The 18,593-nt window shown below is 59.0% G+C and carries 21 protein-coding genes and 3 tRNA genes; 6 read left to right on the forward strand and 18 right to left on the reverse strand.

Annotated elements, in window-relative coordinates:
• Positions 1-87: 87 nt before the first annotated feature.
• Positions 88-396 (reverse strand): hypothetical protein, encoded by a 309-nt coding sequence (locus VK725_RS17235; RefSeq protein ID WP_325319295.1) that lies wholly within the window; start codon positions 394-396, stop codon positions 88-90.
• Positions 397-461: 65 nt separating this feature from the next.
• A complete protein-coding gene (istB, locus tag VK725_RS17240) occupies positions 462-983 on the reverse strand; it encodes an IS21-like element helper ATPase IstB (RefSeq protein WP_325319296.1) in 522 nt (173 codons plus the stop codon).
• 17 nt (positions 984-1,000) lie between these two features.
• Between istB and VK725_RS17245 the strand changes: the two genes are divergently transcribed.
• A complete protein-coding gene (locus tag VK725_RS17245) occupies positions 1,001-1,576 on the forward strand; it encodes a hypothetical protein (protein WP_325319297.1) in 576 nt (191 codons plus the stop codon).
• A gap of 493 nt (positions 1,577-2,069) precedes the next feature.
• Here the strand turns inward: VK725_RS17245 and VK725_RS17250 are convergent, their stop codons facing one another.
• The 13 genes from VK725_RS17250 to VK725_RS17310 form a co-directional block, all read right to left on the reverse strand.
• A complete protein-coding gene (locus tag VK725_RS17250) occupies positions 2,070-2,501 on the reverse strand; it encodes a hypothetical protein (protein ID WP_325319298.1) in 432 nt (143 codons plus the stop codon).
• Positions 2,502-2,778: 277 nt separating this feature from the next.
• Positions 2,779-2,979, reverse strand: a complete 201-nt coding sequence (locus VK725_RS17255) for a hypothetical protein (protein WP_325319299.1) — start codon at positions 2,977-2,979, stop codon at positions 2,779-2,781.
• A gap of 98 nt (positions 2,980-3,077) precedes the next feature.
• Positions 3,078-3,151: transfer RNA gene (locus tag VK725_RS17260), tRNA-Cys, on the reverse strand.
• 79 nt (positions 3,152-3,230) lie between these two features.
• A tRNA-Gly gene (locus VK725_RS17265) sits at positions 3,231-3,306 on the reverse strand.
• A 147-nt stretch (positions 3,307-3,453) separates the two neighbouring features.
• A tRNA-Gly gene (locus tag VK725_RS17270) sits at positions 3,454-3,529 on the reverse strand.
• Positions 3,530-3,566: 37 nt separating this feature from the next.
• The gene (gene pgsA, locus VK725_RS17275) at positions 3,567-4,181 is read right to left on the reverse strand and encodes a CDP-diacylglycerol--glycerol-3-phosphate 3-phosphatidyltransferase (RefSeq protein WP_325319300.1); all 615 of its coding nucleotides are present in this window, start codon (positions 4,179-4,181) and stop codon (positions 3,567-3,569) included.
• A gap of 57 nt (positions 4,182-4,238) precedes the next feature.
• The gene (uvrC, locus tag VK725_RS17280) at positions 4,239-6,065 is read right to left on the reverse strand and encodes an excinuclease ABC subunit UvrC (RefSeq protein WP_325319301.1); all 1,827 of its coding nucleotides are present in this window, start codon (positions 6,063-6,065) and stop codon (positions 4,239-4,241) included.
• Between the two features lie 53 nt (positions 6,066-6,118).
• Positions 6,119-6,583: a low molecular weight protein-tyrosine-phosphatase gene (locus tag VK725_RS17285; RefSeq protein ID WP_325319302.1), complete on the reverse strand. Its 465-nt coding sequence runs from the start codon at positions 6,581-6,583 to the stop codon at positions 6,119-6,121.
• Positions 6,580-7,359 (reverse strand): 3-deoxy-manno-octulosonate cytidylyltransferase, encoded by a 780-nt coding sequence (gene kdsB / locus VK725_RS17290; protein WP_325319303.1) that lies wholly within the window; start codon positions 7,357-7,359, stop codon positions 6,580-6,582. Before kdsB ends, VK725_RS17285 begins: the two co-directional genes overlap by 4 nt.
• 55 nt (positions 7,360-7,414) lie before the next feature.
• Positions 7,415-8,731 (reverse strand): 3-phosphoshikimate 1-carboxyvinyltransferase, encoded by a 1,317-nt coding sequence (gene aroA, locus VK725_RS17295; protein WP_325319304.1) that lies wholly within the window; start codon positions 8,729-8,731, stop codon positions 7,415-7,417.
• On the reverse strand, positions 8,728-9,816 hold the full coding sequence (gene pheA, locus VK725_RS17300; protein ID WP_325319305.1) for a prephenate dehydratase: 1,089 nt from the start codon (positions 9,814-9,816) through the stop codon (positions 8,728-8,730). Before pheA ends, aroA begins: the two co-directional genes overlap by 4 nt.
• An 89-nt stretch (positions 9,817-9,905) precedes the next feature.
• Positions 9,906-10,991 carry a 3-phosphoserine/phosphohydroxythreonine transaminase gene (serC, locus tag VK725_RS17305; RefSeq protein ID WP_325319306.1) on the reverse strand — a complete coding sequence of 362 codons (1,086 nt, stop codon included), beginning with the start codon at positions 10,989-10,991 and terminating at the stop codon, positions 9,906-9,908.
• Positions 10,992-11,081: 90 nt separating this feature from the next.
• Positions 11,082-11,852, reverse strand: a complete 771-nt coding sequence (locus tag VK725_RS17310) for an FHA domain-containing protein (RefSeq protein WP_325319307.1) — start codon at positions 11,850-11,852, stop codon at positions 11,082-11,084.
• A gap of 99 nt (positions 11,853-11,951) precedes the next feature.
• On the opposite strand from VK725_RS17310, the gene VK725_RS17315 reads away from it, so the two are divergent.
• Together VK725_RS17315 and infA are read left to right on the forward strand one after the other, a co-directional pair.
• Positions 11,952-12,227, forward strand: a complete 276-nt coding sequence (locus tag VK725_RS17315) for a polyhydroxyalkanoic acid system family protein (RefSeq protein WP_325319308.1) — start codon at positions 11,952-11,954, stop codon at positions 12,225-12,227.
• Between the two features lie 82 nt (positions 12,228-12,309).
• Positions 12,310-12,528, forward strand: a complete 219-nt coding sequence (gene infA, locus VK725_RS17320) for a translation initiation factor IF-1 (RefSeq protein WP_115476254.1) — start codon at positions 12,310-12,312, stop codon at positions 12,526-12,528.
• Between the two features lie 75 nt (positions 12,529-12,603).
• Here the strand turns inward: infA and clpA are convergent, their stop codons facing one another.
• Together clpA and clpS are read right to left on the reverse strand one after the other, a co-directional pair.
• A complete protein-coding gene (clpA, locus tag VK725_RS17325) occupies positions 12,604-14,874 on the reverse strand; it encodes an ATP-dependent Clp protease ATP-binding subunit ClpA (protein WP_325319309.1) in 2,271 nt (756 codons plus the stop codon).
• A gap of 110 nt (positions 14,875-14,984) precedes the next feature.
• Positions 14,985-15,311, reverse strand: coding sequence for an ATP-dependent Clp protease adapter ClpS (clpS, locus tag VK725_RS17330; protein ID WP_325319317.1), 327 nt, complete (start codon positions 15,309-15,311; stop codon positions 14,985-14,987).
• Positions 15,312-15,436: 125 nt separating this feature from the next.
• Here clpS and VK725_RS17335 point away from each other — a divergent pair, with 125 nt between their 5' ends.
• From VK725_RS17335 to hflD, 3 genes are read left to right on the forward strand one after another with little or no spacing between them, the layout of a single operon-like run.
• Positions 15,437-15,928: an NUDIX hydrolase gene (locus VK725_RS17335; protein WP_325319310.1), complete on the forward strand. Its 492-nt coding sequence runs from the start codon at positions 15,437-15,439 to the stop codon at positions 15,926-15,928.
• Positions 15,925-17,049 carry a tRNA 2-thiouridine(34) synthase MnmA gene (mnmA, locus tag VK725_RS17340; RefSeq protein ID WP_325319311.1) on the forward strand — a complete coding sequence of 375 codons (1,125 nt, stop codon included), beginning with the start codon at positions 15,925-15,927 and terminating at the stop codon, positions 17,047-17,049. The genes VK725_RS17335 and mnmA overlap by 4 nt, the downstream gene beginning before the upstream one ends.
• A 10-nt stretch (positions 17,050-17,059) precedes the next feature.
• Positions 17,060-17,683, forward strand: a complete 624-nt coding sequence (gene hflD / locus VK725_RS17345) for a high frequency lysogenization protein HflD (protein ID WP_325319318.1) — start codon at positions 17,060-17,062, stop codon at positions 17,681-17,683.
• Position 17,684: 1 nt separating this feature from the next.
• Here the strand turns inward: hflD and VK725_RS17350 are convergent, their stop codons facing one another.
• Positions 17,685-18,587: a LysR family transcriptional regulator gene (locus VK725_RS17350; RefSeq protein ID WP_325319312.1), complete on the reverse strand. Its 903-nt coding sequence runs from the start codon at positions 18,585-18,587 to the stop codon at positions 17,685-17,687.
• Positions 18,588-18,593: the final 6 nt, after the last annotated feature.

Genomic DNA, 18,593 nt, shown 5'->3' on the forward strand with positions numbered 1-18,593 from the left:
CACGATCGTTACAGTGCGGACGCTTCAAGAATCACGCAAGGAAAGCGTACCTACGCAAGAAACGAAGGCTGAACGAGTGCCGCAGAATTATATTTTTATATAGCAGTCGCATTCGTTAATTAAGCGCATTAACTGCGGCGATTTGGCATCGGCTCGCATGGCGAGTATCTCGCGCACAGCCAAAATTTGAGTGTTATTAGGTATTAACTCGCTTGGACTTTCCCACATCCAGTCGATCAGTATAGAAAACAGCTGATCAGGTGGCATCTCGGCTACTTCACGCCTTGTCGGGATGTACATACCGTTGCGAATTGATGGGTTATTTCGGCCATGCGAATCGAACGCAGCTTCGAACGCACTTTCAGGCATTCTAAATCTATCATCGAGATCGCTCATGTGACTGATCTCCTCTCAAAACATAGTTTCCGGCTTGGCTCTACGCCAAGCCGGGCCTTGGCGTTTTACGAAATTTTCGATTGCTTCCGCATCGAATCGCCCTTCAACTCTACCCTGTGAGCGTTGTGCACGATGCGATCAAGGATCGCGTCAGCGATCGTTGGCTCGCCAATATAGACGTGCCACTCCGCCACAGGCATTTGAGCGGTAATAACAACGGAAAGTGCGCCAACACGATCGTCGATGACCTCTAGTAAGTCCTGACGTCCTCGCGCTGTCATTTTGGAAACGCCCCAGTCATCCAAAATTAGCATTCGCATTTTTTGCAACTGCGCCCGGAATTTTGGCAAGCTGCCGTCCTCGCGTGCGATTTCGATTTCCTCGAGCAATCGAGGAAGTCGCCGATACGCGACCGTCATACCCTGACGGGTTGCCTGGAGGCCGAATGCGCACGCCAACCACGTTTTGCCTGCACCAGTTGGGCCAGTAATAATTACATTCTGTCCGCGCTGTATCCAGTCGCCTGTAAGCAATGATGATATTTGGCGTTTATCAATGCCACGGCTAGTGCGGTAGGCATTCTGCAAACATCTTCGGAGTCTCTATGAGGCGTACAGGAACTTTGGCTTTCCTAACTATTGTTGCCATGGGTAGCTTGTCCTGCGGCAATTCAATGGGCGTCGAAACTAGCGCTCAGTCCGCGATGCAGGACCAGTCTGAAATCTACAAGACTTTCCTCACTCAATGGATTGGCACAGAGCAAAAGCCGATTAACGTGTCCCGGACTGCAGAAACCCCTTCGGCCGCCGACATGAAAGATTTCACAGAGTGCGCAGCCTCTGGCACACGGTGGGCAACGCCAGCACCGGCCAACGACATTACCGGCCAAATCAGTCAGCTTTCCTACGTGCGCCCAACAGATCCGAAAACATGGAAGCCGCAAGACCCGCAGAACCTTATCGCTCACGGCCAGTCCGTCGGGTCCGCAGTTGATAGCGGCTTTTCTCATGGGCTTATGACTCTATCTGCGGTGGTATTTGACACCACACATCACACGGCCGCGCTCAAATACTCCTTCGTGTGTGGCGGGCTGTGCGGAAACGGTGGCACCGTCATCTTCATAAAGACGTCTCATGGCTGGGCTCGCAGCAAGAAGGCATGCGGAACGTGGATCTCCTAATGTGCGGCGGCATGCCTAACTACTCGTTCAAGGCGGACGCCTCCGGCGCCGCTTAACTCAGGCGTTGAACGTCCGCACTTCCGACAAAGAAAAAACGCCACTAAGGCGCTTTTCTTTTTCCGCAATGGAGACCGAGAGCGGAATCGAACCGCTGTGCGCGGCTTTGCAGGCCGTCAACAAGGGGCTACAAAGCATGCCTTGTCGATAACGATGATTATTTGCTTACCTGTTATCGCTATATCGAACTCAACCCTGTCAGGGCGGCGATGGTCGATGGACCCGAGGCGTATCCATGGTCGAGCTACCATGCCAATGCACTAGGACACGACGACCGGCTACTTACTCCGCATCCCCAATATCTTGCACTCGGCACAACGCTTCAACTGCGCCAGCAAGCTTATGCAGCGTTGTTTTCCAACGTCATCAGTGATGATCGGCTTGCCGAAATACGTGCATACATCCAGCATGCCCCCGTTGTTTCGACCCCGTTGTTTCAGTCGTCAACCGGAACCCATTTGGCGATTTTTTGCGTGTATCTAGCCAAGGCATATTGGCCACTGATACCAAACACTAGCGCGAACGGTAGGATGGCCAACCTTTCGTGCCCATAAATCGGGGCTTTCGTAGCAACCAGTAGTAAGGCCGCTCCCGTGCCGATCGAGAAGATGCCGATGGAAGCCAGGATAATAAGCTTAATTCGTGACCGCAGATCAATAGTAAGCCACGCAGAACAATGCTCACACCGATACTGCTTATACGTTCCTGCCTGGGGCAAATAATCCTTCACTTTGGGCTGAATTAGCTGATGGCAGCACGGGCATTGCTTGACGAGATCCCGTGCGTCGACTTTCATCCTGACAGACTCGTCAGGATGCGCCACAAGCCGTAAATGCGCAGCTAAGGATGTTTGTTTTTCTTTGCGCATTTTGGCACCGCTCACCTACGTCTATTGAAGTCTCGGAGTTGAAAGCAAGCCACAGAAATGCATTCTCTGCCACTAGTGGGATAGTCCAAGCTCATAAGAGCCCCGCCACGTTGTACTGCATCATAAGGGGGTTGGAGCAAAGCACCCATTCAAATATGGGCATCCGGACCAACACCCGCTGACGTCTCCTGGTGTTGATAAGAGCAACATGCAAGCGCCTCACCGATTGCACCCTTGTCAAAAAACATCTCGTTCTATAAACCTGATCTTTGCGGTACTAGATAGCAGACTCCACGGCCATATCGAACAGTAACGAGAGTTTGTCGGGGTGTTTCAGCGTGAGAGCACGCTGCTTTTTTTTCGGCTTTTCGCCCGCCAAAATGGCACGAATAGCGGGCTCCTCGTCGTCTTTTTCCTCGCCGCCCAAACTGACAGCAACGGCGGTGTCGGTTGGCGTGTACTTCGCGTAACAATTCATTCAAGGCGGACGCCTACGGTGCCGCTTAACTCAGGCGTTGAACGTCCGCACTTCCGACAAAGAAAAAGCGCCACTAAGGCGCTTTTCTTTTTCCGCAATGGAGGCCGAGGTCGGAATCGAACCGGCGTACACGGCTTTGCAGGCCGCTGCATGACCACTCTGCCACCCGGCCATTGCTGGGATTCACGATCTTAGCGGATCACGCGTCCCCTAAAAACAAATCCCCGGTGACCCGAGGCTTTGCGTGAAACTGGAGCGGGAAACGAGACTCGAACTCGCGACCCCGACCTTGGCAAGGTCGTGCTCTACCAACTGAGCTATTCCCGCATCGGAGCGTGCAACTATAGCAGAATCGCCTGGGATGTGAATAGCCCGCGTGGCGATTTTTGTAGCAAATTAAGTGAGTTGCCGTACTTTCTTAAAGCTTTACATACGACAAGGCCCCGGGCTTTCACCTGGGGCCTGTCTGGAATCTGGAGCGGGAAACGAGACTCGAACTCGCGACCCCGACCTTGGCAAGGTCGTGCTCTACCAACTGAGCTATTCCCGCATCGGAGCCGCGCATTTTAACGTGTGTAACGGGATCGTCAAGCGTTTCGATCTTGCTGGGCTGTGAGAACCGGATCGTCCCCGTGCAGTGCGGGCCACGCGGCGCGCAAGTAGTAGAGCCCCGACCAGATGGTGAGTATGCCGGCAATGACCAGCAGCCCCTCGCCGATGTGATAGAGCCGCAGCGCTTCGGCGTCTTTTTCGTGCTGAAGAATCAACACGATCAGGGCGAAGATCTGCATCCCCGTTTTCAATTTGCCGAGAAAGGCGACACGCACGGTGGCGCGCATGCCGATTTCGGCCATCCACTCACGCAGTGCGGAAATGCTGATTTCGCGGCCAACAATGATCGCCGATGTGATGGCCATGACGATGCCCGACCAATCCCCGCGGTGATCGGCCACCAGCATGAACAGCGTCACCGCCACCATCAACTTGTCCGCCACCGGATCGAGAAAAGCGCCGAATTTGGAGGTCATGTTGAGGCGGCGGGCCAGATAACCATCCAGCCAGTCGGTGACGCCGGCAAGGGCGAACACCACGGCGGCGGTGAGGTTGTGACCTTTGAACGGCAGGTAGAAAACCAGCACCATCACCGGCAGCAGCGCTACGCGGAACAGCGTCAGCCACGTGGGCAGGTTGATACGGCGCATGAACCTCTTCCGTTTTCGTCAGTGTCGCATGAGAAGGGATGCTCTGATCAATGGCGATCATGCATGTAGCGCGTCATAGATGCGTTCGGCCAGGCCGCGATCAATCCCCTTCACCTGCATTAATTCTTCGATACCGGCGGCCTCAACCCCGGCCAAGCCGCCGAAGGCCTTGAGGAGTGCCGTGCGGCGACGCGCGCCGACGCCCTGCACGTCTTCCAACACGCTGCGTTCACGGGCCTTTTCGCGACGCTTGCGGTGACCGCTAATGGCGAATCGGTGCGATTCGTCGCGAACCGCCGCCACCAGATGCAAGGCTGGCGAGGTGGGCCCGGGATGGATCTCGCGACCGGCGCTGACCAAGATCAACGTCTCTTCGCCCGCGCGACGTCCCGGGCCCTTGGCGACGCCAACGATTTCGATACCGGCGATACCCAGGTCGCGTAGCACATCGAGCGCCTGATTGACCTGACCGGTGCCGCCATCAATCAGCAGGACATCCGGGCGTACGCCCTCGCCTTCGGCCACTTTGCGGAAACGGCGCGTGAGCGCCTGATGCATGGCCGCGTAATCGTCGCCGGGTGTGATGCCTGCGATGTTGAAGCGGCGGTAATGCGATTTCTCCGGACCTTCCGGACCGAAGACCACGCATGACGCCACGGTAGCTTCGCCGCGGGTGTGGCTGATGTCGAAACATTCGATCCGGCGCGGCGGCTCGTCGAGACCCAGCATGTTTTGCAGATCTTCAAAGCGCGTACCCAAGGTTTGACGACTGGCAATGCGTGACGTCAGCGACGCCTGCGCGTTGCGTTCGGCCATCTGCAGGAACTGCGCACGTTCACCGCGGACACGTGTCTTGATATCGACGGCGTGGCCGGATTGCTGCGTCAGCATTTCGCTGAGAATGCCTATGTCGGCAATTTCTTCGCCGAGGATGATCTCGCGCGGCACAGGGCGATCGAGGTAATACTGCGCGATGAACTGTGCGAGTACGTCGGCAGGTTCGGCATCGAGCGGAAGGCGCGGGTAGAAATCGCGTGTGCCCAGACTGATGCCGTTGCGGAAGAACAATACGCTGACGCACGCGATACCCGATTCGATGCGACACGCGATAACGTCCATATCGGTTGTGGCGCCTTGCACATGATTTTGCGCGTGTAGCTTGCGCAGTGTCGCCACCTGGTCGCGCAGTGTCGCGGCGCGCTCGAAATCAAGCGATGCGCTGGCCTGCTCCATCGCCGTGGCGAGTTCATCGATCACCGCGCCGCTCCGACCTTCCAGAAACATCTCGGCGTGACGCACGTCGCTGCGATAATCCTCCGTCGTGATCAATCCAACACACGGGCCGGTGCAACGGCCGATCTGATATTGCAGGCACGGCCGCGAGCGATTGCGGAAGTAGCTGTCCTCGCACTGACGCACTTTGAACAGCTTCTGCATTAGATTCAGGCTTTCGCGCACGGCGAAGGCACTCGGGAACGGTCCGAAGTATCGACCAGGCTGATTGCGCGCGCCACGATGAAAGGCGAGTCGCGGATAGTCTTCGTTGCCCGAAAGGTAAATGTATGGGTAGCTTTTATCGTCGCGCAGCAGAATGTTGTAGCGTGGCTTGAGCGCCTTGATGAGCTGCGATTCCAGCAGCAGCGCTTCCCCTTCGGTGCGCGTGATGGTGATCTCGCAGCGCGCAATCTGCGCCACCATGGCCGCAATGCGCGGTTCCATGCGCGGCTTGAGAAAGTAACTGCTGACGCGCTTTTTTAAATTACCGGCCTTGCCGACGTACAACAACTCTCCCGCCTCGTCGAAGTAACGATAGACGCCGGGCGACGTGGTGAGTGTGCGAACAAAGGCCTTGCCATCGAAGGCCTGCGAAGGAGCGGGCTGCATTCGGTAATTCTAGCCCGTTTGGCGTGATTCTTATGCCTCGGGCGTGCGGGTGTTCAGCCGTGGCGCAGGCGTTCGATCAAGCCCTGCACACCCTGTTCTGCGAGGTTGACCGAATCGGCGAAGCCGGAACGTTCGCCGTAATAAGGGTCCGGAAATTCCCGGGGCGACGGTAGACCGGACCACTCCAGAAACAATGCGACACGGTCGCTGGAAGCTCCCCCCGACACGCGTTGCATCTCGCTGAGATTGTCCAGATCCATGGCGAGCAGAAGATCATAGCGGTCGAAGTCCGTCGAACGCAGTTGCCGGGCGCGGTGACGATCGAGGCTGTATCCTGCCGAAGCCGCAGCCTCGCGCATGCGCGGATCAGCCGCTTCACCGGCGTGCCAACCGCCTGTACCGCACGATGCAACGTCGATCAGCAATCCCGCCTCTGCGAGATGTTTGCGTGCTACCGCCTCGACCAACGGCGAGCGACAGATGTTGCCGAGACAGACGAACAGAATGCTGCGAATCATAAAGGCCGTTGATTCAGCCACGCCTCGGCGCGGTGAACATCGTCTTCCGTGTCGATGCCCGGCGGGAAAGGTTCAGGCGTGAGACGCGCGGCGATCGGGTAACCGTGTTCCAACACGCGCAGCTGTTCCAGCGATTCGGCCTGTTCCAACGGCGTGCGCGGCAAACTGGTATAGGTCTGCAGAAAGCCCGCGCGATAAGCATAAATGCCGATGTGCCGAAGAAACGGTAACCCTGCAGGCAACGCATCTTTGCTGGTGGCGAAGGCATCGCGTGCCCACGGCAGCGGAGAGCGGCTGAAATACAGTGCGCGACCATTCGCTGCGCGCACGAGTTTCACGACATTGGGATCGAAGAGTTCGTACGCATCGGTGATTGGCGTGGCGAGCGTGGCCATGGGCGCATCGTCCTCGGCCAGCGCGCGCGCGACTTCGCGAATACCTGCAGGCGGCGCGAAGGGTTCGTCGCCTTGCAAGTTAACGACAATGGCATCGGCACCCCAGCCGTAGTGCGCAGCGCATTCCGCGAGACGGTCGCTACCGGATGCGTGATCGCTGCGTGTCATGCATACGTCAACGCCCTGCCCCTGCAGCGCATCGGCAATGCGCTGATCGTCGACCGCCACCACCACTTGCGACGCACCCGCCATCAACGCACGCTGCGCGACACGCACCACCATCGGAATGCCGCCGATGGCACGCAATGGCTTTGCTGGCAGACGCGTCGAACCGTAACGGGCAGGAATGGCGACGATGAAGTGAGGTGTAGTGGCTGACATGGCGGCCTCGATACAGATGCGCGCAAGCGTACCTGCTACGGCGTCCGCAGACGAGTCAAGGTGCCAACCCCAGCGCAAATCCGCAGCCGTTCGCGAGTTCCAGGAAGCCCGGAAAGGATGTCGCGACATTGGCGCAATCGCGAATAACCACCTCGCCTTTGGCAACCAGCCCGGCTGCTGCAAAGCTCATCGCGATGCGGTGATCGCCGTGGCTATCCACAACACCAGCTTCGATCGCGCCGCCGTCGATGATCGCGCCGTCCGGGGTTTCTTCGATACGCACGCCCAGCGCCCGAAGGCCCGCTGCCATCGTGGCGATGCGATCGGACTCCTTCACGCGCAGCTCCGCCGCACCACGGACAATCGTGCGTCCTTTGGCGACAGCGGCTGCGACAAAGAGCGCCGGGAATTCATCGATCATGTCTGGCACCAGCGCTTCGGGCAATTCGATACCGTGCAATGGCGCGTGACGCACGACGAGATCGCCGACCTTCTCGCCACCGCTTTCGCTTTGCTTTTCGATCTGGATATCGGCGCCCATCAAACGCAATGCTTCAAGCAATCCCGTGCGCCGTGGATTGAGGCCTACGGCAGGCAGACGCACGATCGAACGAGGGACAATGCTTGCCGCAACCAGGAAAAACGCAGCCGAGGAAAAATCAGCCGGCACCACAACATCCGTTGCTGTCAGGCGATGACCACCTTCGAGCCTGGCGCGTCCCGGCGAAAATTCGATCGGCCAGCCAAACGCTGCCAGCATGCGTTCGGTGTAATCGCGCGTGGGGTGCGGTTCGATGATCTCGGTGCTGCCTTTCGCGTACAACCCGGCAAGAAGCAACGCCGATTTGATCTGTGCGCTCGCCACGGGCAATTCATAGCTGATGCCATGCAATGTCTTTCCACCATGAACGTGCAAGGGCGGTAGGCCATCGTGCGTATCGATATGCGCGCCCATCTTGGCGAGCGGGTCGGTGACGCGGCGCATCGGACGCTTGGACAACGATTCGTCGCCAATCAGCGTGCTGTCAAACGATTGACCGGCGAGCAACCCGGTAAGCAGACGCATGCCAGTTCCCGCGTTGCCACAATCGAGTGGCTTGGATGAACCACGCAAACCGTGCAAGCCCACGCCACGTACCACGCGCTCACCCGCCGAGGGCGATTCGATGGAAACGCCGAGCTGCGCGAGCACGGCAGCCGTCGCGCGAGTGTCTTCGCCTTCGAGAAATCCACGAATATGCGAGGTGCCTTCGGCGATGGCCGACAGCATCATCGAGCGATGGGATACTGACTTGTCACCCGGTACGACGACGTCGCCATGAAGCGCACCCGTGGAGCGGCTGACCCAATCAAAGCGCTGCGCGCCGCTCACGGCAGAGCCACCGGGTAGGAGCCAAGCACACGCACCTGCGTGGCGACGGGCCCCATGTCTTTCAGTGCTGCCTGCAACGACTCACCGTCGATGTGGCCGGAGACATCGATAAAGAACGCATACTGCCATTTGCCTGTATGGGCGGGGCGTGACTCAATACGGTTCATGCTGACGCCGTGTTTGGCAAACGGACTGAGTACATCGTAAAGCGCGCCGGGCTTGTCGTTCACGGTGATCAACAACGACGTACGATCGTTGCCCGACGGGGGGAACAGCGAGCGCCCGATGACGAGAAAGCGCGTCGTGTTGTCGGCGCGATCTTCAATCGCATCGGCTACGGTCTTGAGGCCATAAACCTTGCCTGCGGCGGCGCCTGCAATAGCGGCAGCATCGTCGGTATGACGTGCCAGACGCGCGCCTTCCGCATTGCTGCTTACTGAAATGCATTCCGCACCCGGCAAATTCACACGCAACCATGTCTTGCACTGTTGCAGCGACTGCGCGTGACCGTATACGCGTTTGATGCCTTCCAGCGAATCGCGCTGCGACAACAAGCATTGATGCACGCGCAATTCCACTTCGCCGCAGATGCGCGCTTCGGACGTAAGGAACAAATCCAGCGTGATCTGGATCATGCCTTGTCCGGAATTCTCCACCGGCACGACGCCAAAATCCGCGTGGCCCGCAGCGACTTCCTGGAACACTTCTTCGATGCTGCCCAGGGGCAAGCCATAAGCGGCATGACCGAAGTGCTTACGCACGGCCTGCTCGCTGAAGGTGCCTTCCGGGCCGAGATAACCGACCTTGAGTGGATCTTCTTGCGCGAGACAGGACGACATGATTTCACGAAACAACCGCACCATTTCCGTATCCGAGAGCGGACCATGGTTGCGGTCGACCACCATGCGCAGTACATGCGCCTCGCGCTCCGGACGATAGTAATCGATGGCTGAAAGCCCCTCGCCTTTCACGCGCGCTACTTCGCGTGCCCAGTTGGCGCGTTCGGAGATCAGTTCCTGGATCTGCCGGTCGATGCTGTCGATGCGGTCACGCACCTGCGTCAGCGATGACTTGGGGTCGTTCATGATTTGGATGTCCAAGCGTAAAGAAGTCTGATTTCACATGGCATAGTGCCTGAAATCGGCCAGAAAGTCCGTATCTGGGGAGCTTCAGGTCAGCCGTGTCGTTGGGTAAAATCGCGCATAAACGCGATAAGTGCTTCGACGGCTTCGTAAGGCACGGCGTTGTAGAGCGAGGCACGCATGCCGCCGATCGCTTTGTGGCCTTTCAATGCCATCAACCCGGCGGCTTCCGATTCCTGCAAGAACGCAGCATCGAGCGCGCTGTCATGTAGCGTGAATGGCACATTCATACGCGAACGTACGGCAGGATCGATCGGGTTGCGGTAGAAGCCACCGGAGTTGTCGATGGCCGCATAAAGCGCCTTGGATTTCTTGCGATTTTCCTCGGCCATGGCGTTCAGGCCGCCTCGTTCCTTCAACCATTGGAACGTCAATCCGGCGAGATACCAGCCCCACGTATTGGGCGTGTTGAGCATGGAATCGTTCGCCGCATGTTCGGCGTAGCGGAAAATACGCGCCATCGGCCGAACCGGTCTTTCAAGCAGATCGCGACGGATGATGATCAACACCAGACCGGACGGCCCGATATTTTTCTGCGCGCCAGCGTAAATCAAACCAAAGCGACTGACGTCGATGGGGCCGGAGAGAATGTCGGACGACATGTCCGCGACGAGCGGAACGCTGCCGACATCGGGCACGTCCTGAAACTCCACGCCGTGGATGGTTTCGTTGGTGGCAATGTGCACGTAGGCCGCGTTTGCGTTGAGCTTCCACGACTCGCGCGGCGGCATACGCAAATAGTTTTCCGGCTTGCTGTTGGCAGCGACGTTCACGCGCACGTACGTTGCCGCTTCACTCGCTGCTTTTTCGCTCCAGTGCCCGGTGACGATGTAGTCGGCGGTGTCGCCCTCGCCCGCCAGATTCATGGGGATCTGCGCGAAGTGCTGCGTAGCACCGCCCTGCTCGAACAGCACGGCATAATCGGAAGGGATGTTCATCAGCCCGCGCAAATCGGCTTCGACTTGCGCAGCCATCGCGATAAACCGCTTGCCGCGATGCGATTGCTCCATCACCGAGGCGCCGCTGCCGTTCCAATCAAGCAGCTCGCGCTGCGCACGCTCAAGTACCGGCAACGGAAGTGCCGCCGGACCCGCGCTGAAATTCCATACCCTGCTCACGCGCCGCTTCCCATCATGGATGACCGATGCATTATGCCGCGCCGCAGCAACACATCGTCAACGGGATGCAAAACGACAACCTCGTATTTGTCAGAAATGCGCGAATAAAAGCAAAGCAATCCCCAGTGCCAACACGGCGGCGGTGACTATCAGCCACCAGACTTCGCCACGTGGGCCGGCAGCATCTTCCGGTAGCGGCTCGGGTGGCGGTTCCGGCATGACGAATTCGGGCTCCGGCTCGAGGCCCGGGGCATCGACAAGGAAACGGTGCATGCCGATGCCGATCTGATCGCCAGGCAACAGCACCGTTTGCTGTGCTACCACGCCATTAACGCGTGCCGGATAGCGCGAATCGATTGACTGATCGGTTTCCAGACACAGCGTTCCGTCCCGCCAGACGACGGCAAGTGTTGCAGTCTCGCCTTGCGGCAGATCGAGTGGCATGCGCCCGTGAGGGCCCAACTCAAGGCGATCGGCGATCGATAGCACATGCCCCGAAAGCGGACCGGCCACTGCACGCAAAGCTACCGTGCAACGCTCTTGTTCGGGCATGTCGGGGGACGAACGGCCGTCTGGCAGCTCATCCGCGCACAGCAACATGCGGCAATCGCCAACGCTGAGCATGTCGCCGGGACGCAGAATGGCACGCTCCCGCACCGGCCGCGCGTTGACATACACGCGTGTGGCGTCGGGCAGCACTTCAAGCACCCAGCCACGACGATCGAGCGCGATGCGCAAGTGATGGGCGGCGGATTGTCCAGCAGCAAGTATCAAGTCGTTATCGGGCTCACTGCCGACGCGCAACTGCGCCTGGTTCCATTGGAAACCCGCGCGGGTGGATTGAGGGAACTCGATGCGCATGAAGTGACCGACGACGTGACGGCGCGACTCTAACAGAGCGTAGGAACTATCGGCACTCGGAAGCCTTTATCATGTTCAGCCCCCTGCACGAGTTCAGCCATGCCGAGCATCGATATCCGCCGACCTCACCAACTTTCTCACGACCAGGCGCACGCCCTGATCGATCGGGTTGCCGCGCGCATGCGCGAAAAGTTCGAGGTGAAGACGCAGTGGCAGAACGATACGCTGGCCTTCGAACGGCCCGGTATCAGCGGGAAGATCGCCGTGGGCCCCAGTGAAATCCACGTCACAGCCCAGCTTGGAATGCTGTTTTCCCCGCTCAAGGGCATGATCGAGCAGGAAATTCGACGGAAGCTGGACGAGCACTTCGCTTAACTTTTCTTTGACCCCATCCCAATCCGTGGCATAATCGAGGGCTTACGCGGCCATGGTGGCTTGCGCGCTAACTCCGGATCGCATGGCCAAAGACGACGTCATTGAAATGGAAGGCACGGTGGTCGAGACCCTGCCTAACACCATGTTTCGTGTGCAGCTGGAAAACGGCCACATTGTGATTGCCCATATTTCGGGCCGCATGCGCAAGCACTACATCCGTATCCTCACCGGCGACAAGGTCAAGGTGGAGATGACGCCTTACGACCTGACCAAGGGCCGCATTACCTACCGCATGAAGTAAGTCGCCTCGCGCGAACATGCGATAAAAAAGCCGCGCTTCGTGCGCGGCTTTTTATTTGCTCACTCGACGGCGATCTCAAGACACCGCAGCGGGTACCGGCTCGGCGGCCTCGGTGTTCACCTGCAGCTCGCCCTCGCGAACGCTCAGCAGCACCTTGCCGCCATCGGCCAGCTTGCCAAACAGCAGCTCGTCGGCCAGCACACGCTTCACCTTCTCCTGGATGACGCGAGCCATGGGGCGCGCACCCATCTGCGGATCGAACCCGTGCTCGGCGAGCCAGCGGCGGGCATCGGCATCGACATCCAGTGACACATGCTTCTCGCTGAGCTGCGATTCCAGCTCGATGAGGAACTTGTCCACCACGCGGAGGATGTGGTCGAAGTCCAGCGCGTTGAACTGGATGATCGCGTCCAGACGGTTACGGAACTCCGGAGTGAAGGAACGACGGATCACTTCCATCGCGTCCATCTGATGGTTCTGCTTCACGAAGCCGATACCGCGACGCGATGCCTGCTGCGCACCCGCGTTGGTGGTCATCACCACCACCACGTTCTTGAAATTGGCTTCGCGGCCATTGGTATCGGTAAGCACACCGCGATCCATGACCTGCAGCAGGATGTTGAACACATCCGGATGCGCCTTTTCGATTTCATCCAACAGCAACACGGCGTGAGGATGCTTGGTGACCGCTTCCGTCAGCAGGCCACCCTGATCGAAACCGACGTAGCCCGGAGGTGCGCCAACCAGACGCGAGACCGAATGCGCTTCCATGTACTCGGACATGTCGAAGCGAATCATCTCGATGCCTAGCTGCATCGCCAGCTGTTTGGTGACTTCCGTTTTGCCCACGCCCGTCGGGCCGGCGAGCAGGAAGCAGCCGATCGGCTTGGACGGATCGGCAAGCCCCGAACGCGCCATCTTGATCGACGCCGCGAGCGCCTCGATGGCCGCGTCTTGACCGAACACCACCATCTTGAGATTGCGCTCGAGGTTCCTCAGCACATCGCGATCCGACGCCGAGACCTGTTTTGCAGGAATGCGCGCCATCTTGGCGACGATGTATTCCACTTCAGGCACGTCGACCTTGCCCGTGCGTTGATCGACGGGCAGCAGACGCTGACGCGCGCCGGCTTCGTCGATCACGTCGATAGCCTTATCCGGCAGCAGACGGTCGGGAATGTGCTTGACCGATAGATCCACCGCAGCCTTCAAGGCTTCGGATGTGTAGGTGACACTGTGATGATCTTCGAAGCGCGACTTCAGGCCCTTTAGAATCTCAAAACTCTCGGCCACGCTCGGCTCGACGACATCGATCTTCTGGAAGCGACGTGCCAGCGCACGATCCTTCTCGAAGATGCCGCGGAATTCCTGGAACGTGGTGGAGCCGATGCAACGCAGCTCGCCCGATGCAAGCATCGGCTTGATCAAATTGCTAGCGTCCATCGTGCCACCCGAGGCGGAACCCGCGCCGATGATGGTGTGGATTTCGTCGATGAACAGAATGGCGCCCGTCTGCTTCTTCAGCTGGCCGATCACTGCTTTCAGGCGCTTCTCGAAGTCGCCGCGATATTTCGTACCCGCGACCAGCGCGCCCAGATCGAGCGCCCAGATCGTCGCGTTTTCGAGCACTTCAGGCACTTCACCGTCAACAATTCGCTTCGCCAGACCTTCAGCGAGCGCCGTTTTACCGACGCCTGCCTCACCGACGTAAAGCGGATTGTTCTTGCGACGGCGGCAGAGCACCTGGATGGTGCGTTCGATTTCGTCCTGGCGGCCGATCAGCGGATCGATCTTGCCCTCGAGCGCGAGTTCGTTGAGGTTGGAGGCGTATTCGCTGAGCGGATTGCCCTTGCCTTCGCCACTCTCCTCCGACTCGCGGTCGCCGCCGGAGATGCCCGACGAGGGCTCGTCGCCGATCTTGGCGATACCGTGGGAGATGTAATTGACCACGTCCAGACGCGTGATCTCCTGCTGATGCAGGAAATACACAGCGTGTGAGTCCTTTTCGCCGAAGATCGCGACGAGCACGTTCGCGCCCGTGACCTCTTTGCGACCGGAGGACTGCACGTGATACACGGCGCGTTGAAGCACGCGCTGAAAACCGAGTGTGGGCTGGGTATCGCGCTCGTCGCCGTGCGGAAGCACCGGCACGGTCTCGGCGATGATCTTTTCCAGCTCATGCGTCAAACGCGGAAGATCCGCACCGCAGGCTCGCAGGGCTCCAAGCGCCGACTGGTTCTCAGTGAGGGCGAGCAACAAGTGCTCGACCGTCATGAACTCATGGCGTTGCTCTCGGGCCTGCTTGTAGCACTGGCCAATGGTGACTTCGAGATCCTTGCTGAACATCCGGACCTACTCCACTGCAATTGTTGGGCGGCTTTACCGCGTTGAATGCAAGATGGGGGCCAAAAAAGTCTGATCAATATCTCCTTGCGATATAGCGTTTAGCAGACTCTTTAAACCTTTTCCATCGTGCATAACAGAGGATGCTGGTGGGCACGTGAATATTCGTTTACTTGGGTGACCTTTGTTTCGGCCACTTCCCGGGTAAACACCCCGCACACGCCCTTACCGCGGGTGTGTACGTGCAACATGATCTGTACGGCTTTCTCCTGGTCCATGCCGAAAAAACTACGCAATACCTCGACCACGAAGTCCATAGGTGTGAAATCGTCATTTAGCAACAAAACCTGAAATAGCGGCGGCTTTGCCACTTCAGGCTTGGATACTTCGACGGTAAGACCATGTCCACCGCCGTTTTCTTGTTCGTTTTCGTTCGCCATGCGTTCCGTTTCGCGCTTGTTCGACTTCATTATACGCCTAGGCAGATTCTGCTCTTGGGCGGCTGCGCTTGAGGTAATGGCACAATAACGCCATTTAAAGTGCCCACCCGGGCCGTGATCGTTTCATGACAAAAACTTCTGACTCCGACAATGACATCTGGCGCCCACACGTCACCGTGGCCTGCGTGGTGGCCGATGGCGACCGTTACCTCATGGTTGAAGAGGAGGTTAGCGGCCGCTTGGCCTATAACCAGCCGGCGGGTCATCTGGATGATTTTGAAAGCCTTGAGCACGCCGCCGTGCGCGAAACGCGCGAGGAGACAGGCTGGACGGTGGCATTGACACATCTGGTGGGCGTCCATCAGTGGCGCAGCAGCGAACACGGCGACGTCGTGGTCCGCTTCACCTTCGCCGCGAGCCCCGTCAGCCACGATCCCAGCCAGCCGCTGGATTCGGGCGTCCTCCGGGCGCTCTGGCTCACTCGCCGCGAGATTGCAGACCTGGACGGCCGCCTGCGCAGCCCCATGGTGCTGATGAGCATCGACGACTGGCTGGCAGGCCAACGCCTGCCGCTGTCCGTCCTGGGCAATCTGATGCCAGACGGCGGCGTGCCATGAAGGTGATGCTGGGCGTTTCCGGGGGCGTCGACTCATCGGTCGCCGCCCTGCTCCTGCAGCAAGCCGGGCATCAGGTCGAAGGTCTATTCATGCAGAACTGGGAGGAGGACGACCGAAGCGGCCCCTGCACCACCGACGCAGACCGCAAGGACGCCGTCGCCGTATGTGGCCGTCTGGGCATCCCCTTCCATGCGCGCAACTTCGCGACAGAGTACTGGGATGGCGTGTTCGAGCACTTCCTCGCCGAATATCGCGCCGGCCGCACGCCGAATCCGGATGTGCTTTGCAATCGCGAAATCAAGTTCAAAACGTTTCTGGACGAAGCACGCACGCTAGGAGCGGAAAAGATCGCGACGGGTCACTACGCACGCGTAGACGAGCTCGATGGACGTTTCCGCCTGCTGCGTGCCATCGATACGAGCAAGGATCAGACCTATTTTCTGCACGCGATCGGTCAGCAGCAACTTGCGTCCACGCTGTTCCCGGTCGGCGAAATCGAAAAAATACGCGTGCGCGAGATAGCACGCGACGCTGCTTTACCGACCCACGCGAAAAAAGACTCCACCGGCATCTGCTTCATCGGCGAACGGGATTTCCGGGAGTTTCTGGGGCAATACATCCCTGCCCGACCCGGTGAAATGCGTAGCCCCGATGGCCGCTTGATCGGCGAGCATCAGGGCGTCATGTACTACACGCTGGGCCAGCGCAACGGCCTGGGCATCGGCGGCCGTACCGACGCAGGCGGTGAGCCGTGGTATGTCGTGGGCAAGGATGTCGCCGCCAATGTGCTCTTTGTCGCGCAGGGCGGCGAGAATCAATGGCTGCATTCGCATCGACTGGTCGCCGAATCGCCCACGTGGATTAGCGGAAAGGCGCCTGCTGCAGAATTCCGCTGCACGGCCAAGACCCGCTATCGCCAACCCGATCAGGATTGCGTGGTCTCATTACATAAAGATCAGGTAGAAGTGCGGTTCGACGATCCGCAGCGCGCGGTGACGCCGGGACAGTCCGTGGTGTTCTACGACGGCCAGGAGTGTCTTGGCGGCGCGGTGATCTGCGCCACCGATGCCGCCTTTGGTGGCTTACTCAACGAGGCAACAAGAGTGACGGCACGTGTTTGAAGCTTTTGCGATTAATGAAGAACGCGTTCTGGCGCTCGCCGGATTGTTTCAGGCATCCGCCCTGGCCCATCAGCTCGCCAACGAGGGGCGCTGCGATGAGTTGGCGCTCGACGCCAGCATGGCCAGCGTCTTTCGCATCGACTCACCATCCGTCGTAGGCGTGTACGGTAGCGTCTCGGGCGTTCGTTTGGGCCTGCGCACGCTGATCGCACAACTGGACGAGAACAGTCGCGACATGGCGATAACGCGCATGGTTGTGACGGTCATGCGTCTGGAACGCAGCCTGGGGCGTCACAAAGATCTGCTTGAAGAATTGCAGCAAGGCGTCGTGGCTGCGAAGCGTCAGGTGGAGCACTTCGGCCAAAACTCGCCGCAAGTTTTCAGTCGTCTGGCTGAACTTTACGCAGGCACGCTCTCGACATTGCGCCCTCGCGTGATGGTGACGGGTAATCCACAATGGCTGCAGCAACCTGCACTGGTAGAGCGCGTGCGCACCAGTTTGTTGGCGGCCGTGCGTTCTGCCGTATTGTGGCGGCAGATTGGTGGCCATCAGTGGCAGCTCCTGCTGCATCGTCGCCAATGCAGCATGCTTGCACGCGGATTGCTCACCGGCACAACACTCGACAACCGCTGATTTATTTTCCTGCGTCGATCACACGCAGGCCCGGCCGCTGGCGCGCAAGGCGGCGCAATAGATCAGCAAAGGCCTGCAACTCGACGTGCCACGGCGAAGCTTCACGCCAATAAAGCGCGATTTCGCGCCCGGTCGCCTCGCCTTTGACCTTTGCAAGCACGATATTCGGCATCGATGCGAGCCGATCATGTGCAAGCGCAGGAAATAATGCGTGGCCGCCGCGCAGCGTCACGAGCGCGGCGAGACTTTCCAGACTTACGTCTTGCACATAGCCTTTTTCATCGGCGTGACTTTCCGCCATGAGAATGGCTTCGCCATCGTCAAGCTGATCCAGCGAAATCGTGCGTTTGCCGGCAAGCGGATGATCCACACGCAGCATGACTTCCCACGGCTCGAAGAACAGCGGGCGCACGGCGATGCCGCTGACTGCCGTCGTCGGCGGCGCGAGTACTGCATCGAGCTCGCCTTCCTGCAAGCGACGCAACAAGCCACGTGGCTTCCCCTCGGACAGGCTCAGCTTTGCGCCGGGAAAATGCTGAGGGAACGGTGCAATCAAATGAGGCAGGAGATAAGGCCCAAGCGTGGCCAGCACACCTAATCGCAACTCGCCGCCGAACGCCGTTTCGCCGGCGCGCGCTGCCTGCTGCAGATGTTCGGCGGCCAGGAGCACGGCATCGATCTGTTCCAGCAAGCGATGACCACCAGCAGTGGGCACGACGCGGCGTCCGCCGCGCTCGAACAAAGGTGCACCGAGCGCCTGCTCTACTTTCTGCACCTGATGCGACAAACCCGACGGGCTGATATGCATCGCCCGCGCCGCACTGTTGAAGCTTCCGTACCGGCGCACGGCCTGAACCAGAATCAGGTCACGCAGCGAAACGACCGATAGGTGGGTGGAGATCATCCGTGT

Source organism: Dyella sp. (assembly GCF_035486915.1).
Taxonomy (GTDB): Bacteria; Pseudomonadota; Gammaproteobacteria; order Xanthomonadales; family Rhodanobacteraceae; genus Dyella_B.

Coding starts and splice junctions, on each gene's coding strand:
- kdsB (WP_325319303.1), bottom strand. CDS start 7,359: ATGTCAGCCACTACACCTCACTTCATCGTCGCCATTCCTGCCCGTTAC.
- VK725_RS17310 (WP_325319307.1), bottom strand. CDS start 11,852: ATGCGCATCGAGTTCCCTCAATCCACCCGCGCGGGTTTCCAATGGAAC.
- clpA (WP_325319309.1), bottom strand. CDS start 14,874: ATGTTCAGCAAGGATCTCGAAGTCACCATTGGCCAGTGCTACAAGCAG.
- VK725_RS17235 (WP_325319295.1), bottom strand. CDS start 396: ATGAGCGATCTCGATGATAGATTTAGAATGCCTGAAAGTGCGTTCGAA.
- infA (WP_115476254.1), top strand. CDS start 12,310: ATGGCCAAAGACGACGTCATTGAAATGGAAGGCACGGTGGTCGAGACC.
- pheA (WP_325319305.1), bottom strand. CDS start 9,816: ATGAACGACCCCAAGTCATCGCTGACGCAGGTGCGTGACCGCATCGAC.
- mnmA (WP_325319311.1), top strand. CDS start 15,925: ATGAAGGTGATGCTGGGCGTTTCCGGGGGCGTCGACTCATCGGTCGCC.
- VK725_RS17350 (WP_325319312.1), bottom strand. CDS start 18,587: ATGATCTCCACCCACCTATCGGTCGTTTCGCTGCGTGACCTGATTCTG.
- clpS (WP_325319317.1), bottom strand. CDS start 15,311: ATGGCGAACGAAAACGAACAAGAAAACGGCGGTGGACATGGTCTTACC.
- VK725_RS17285 (WP_325319302.1), bottom strand. CDS start 6,583: ATGATTCGCAGCATTCTGTTCGTCTGTCTCGGCAACATCTGTCGCTCG.
- uvrC (WP_325319301.1), bottom strand. CDS start 6,065: ATGCAGCCCGCTCCTTCGCAGGCCTTCGATGGCAAGGCCTTTGTTCGC.
- VK725_RS17315 (WP_325319308.1), top strand. CDS start 11,952: ATGCCGAGCATCGATATCCGCCGACCTCACCAACTTTCTCACGACCAG.
- VK725_RS17250 (WP_325319298.1), bottom strand. CDS start 2,501: ATGCGCAAAGAAAAACAAACATCCTTAGCTGCGCATTTACGGCTTGTG.
- pgsA (WP_325319300.1), bottom strand. CDS start 4,181: ATGCGCCGTATCAACCTGCCCACGTGGCTGACGCTGTTCCGCGTAGCG.
- VK725_RS17245 (WP_325319297.1), top strand. CDS start 1,001: ATGAGGCGTACAGGAACTTTGGCTTTCCTAACTATTGTTGCCATGGGT.
- VK725_RS17335 (WP_325319310.1), top strand. CDS start 15,437: ATGACAAAAACTTCTGACTCCGACAATGACATCTGGCGCCCACACGTC.
- VK725_RS17255 (WP_325319299.1), bottom strand. CDS start 2,979: ATGAATTGTTACGCGAAGTACACGCCAACCGACACCGCCGTTGCTGTC.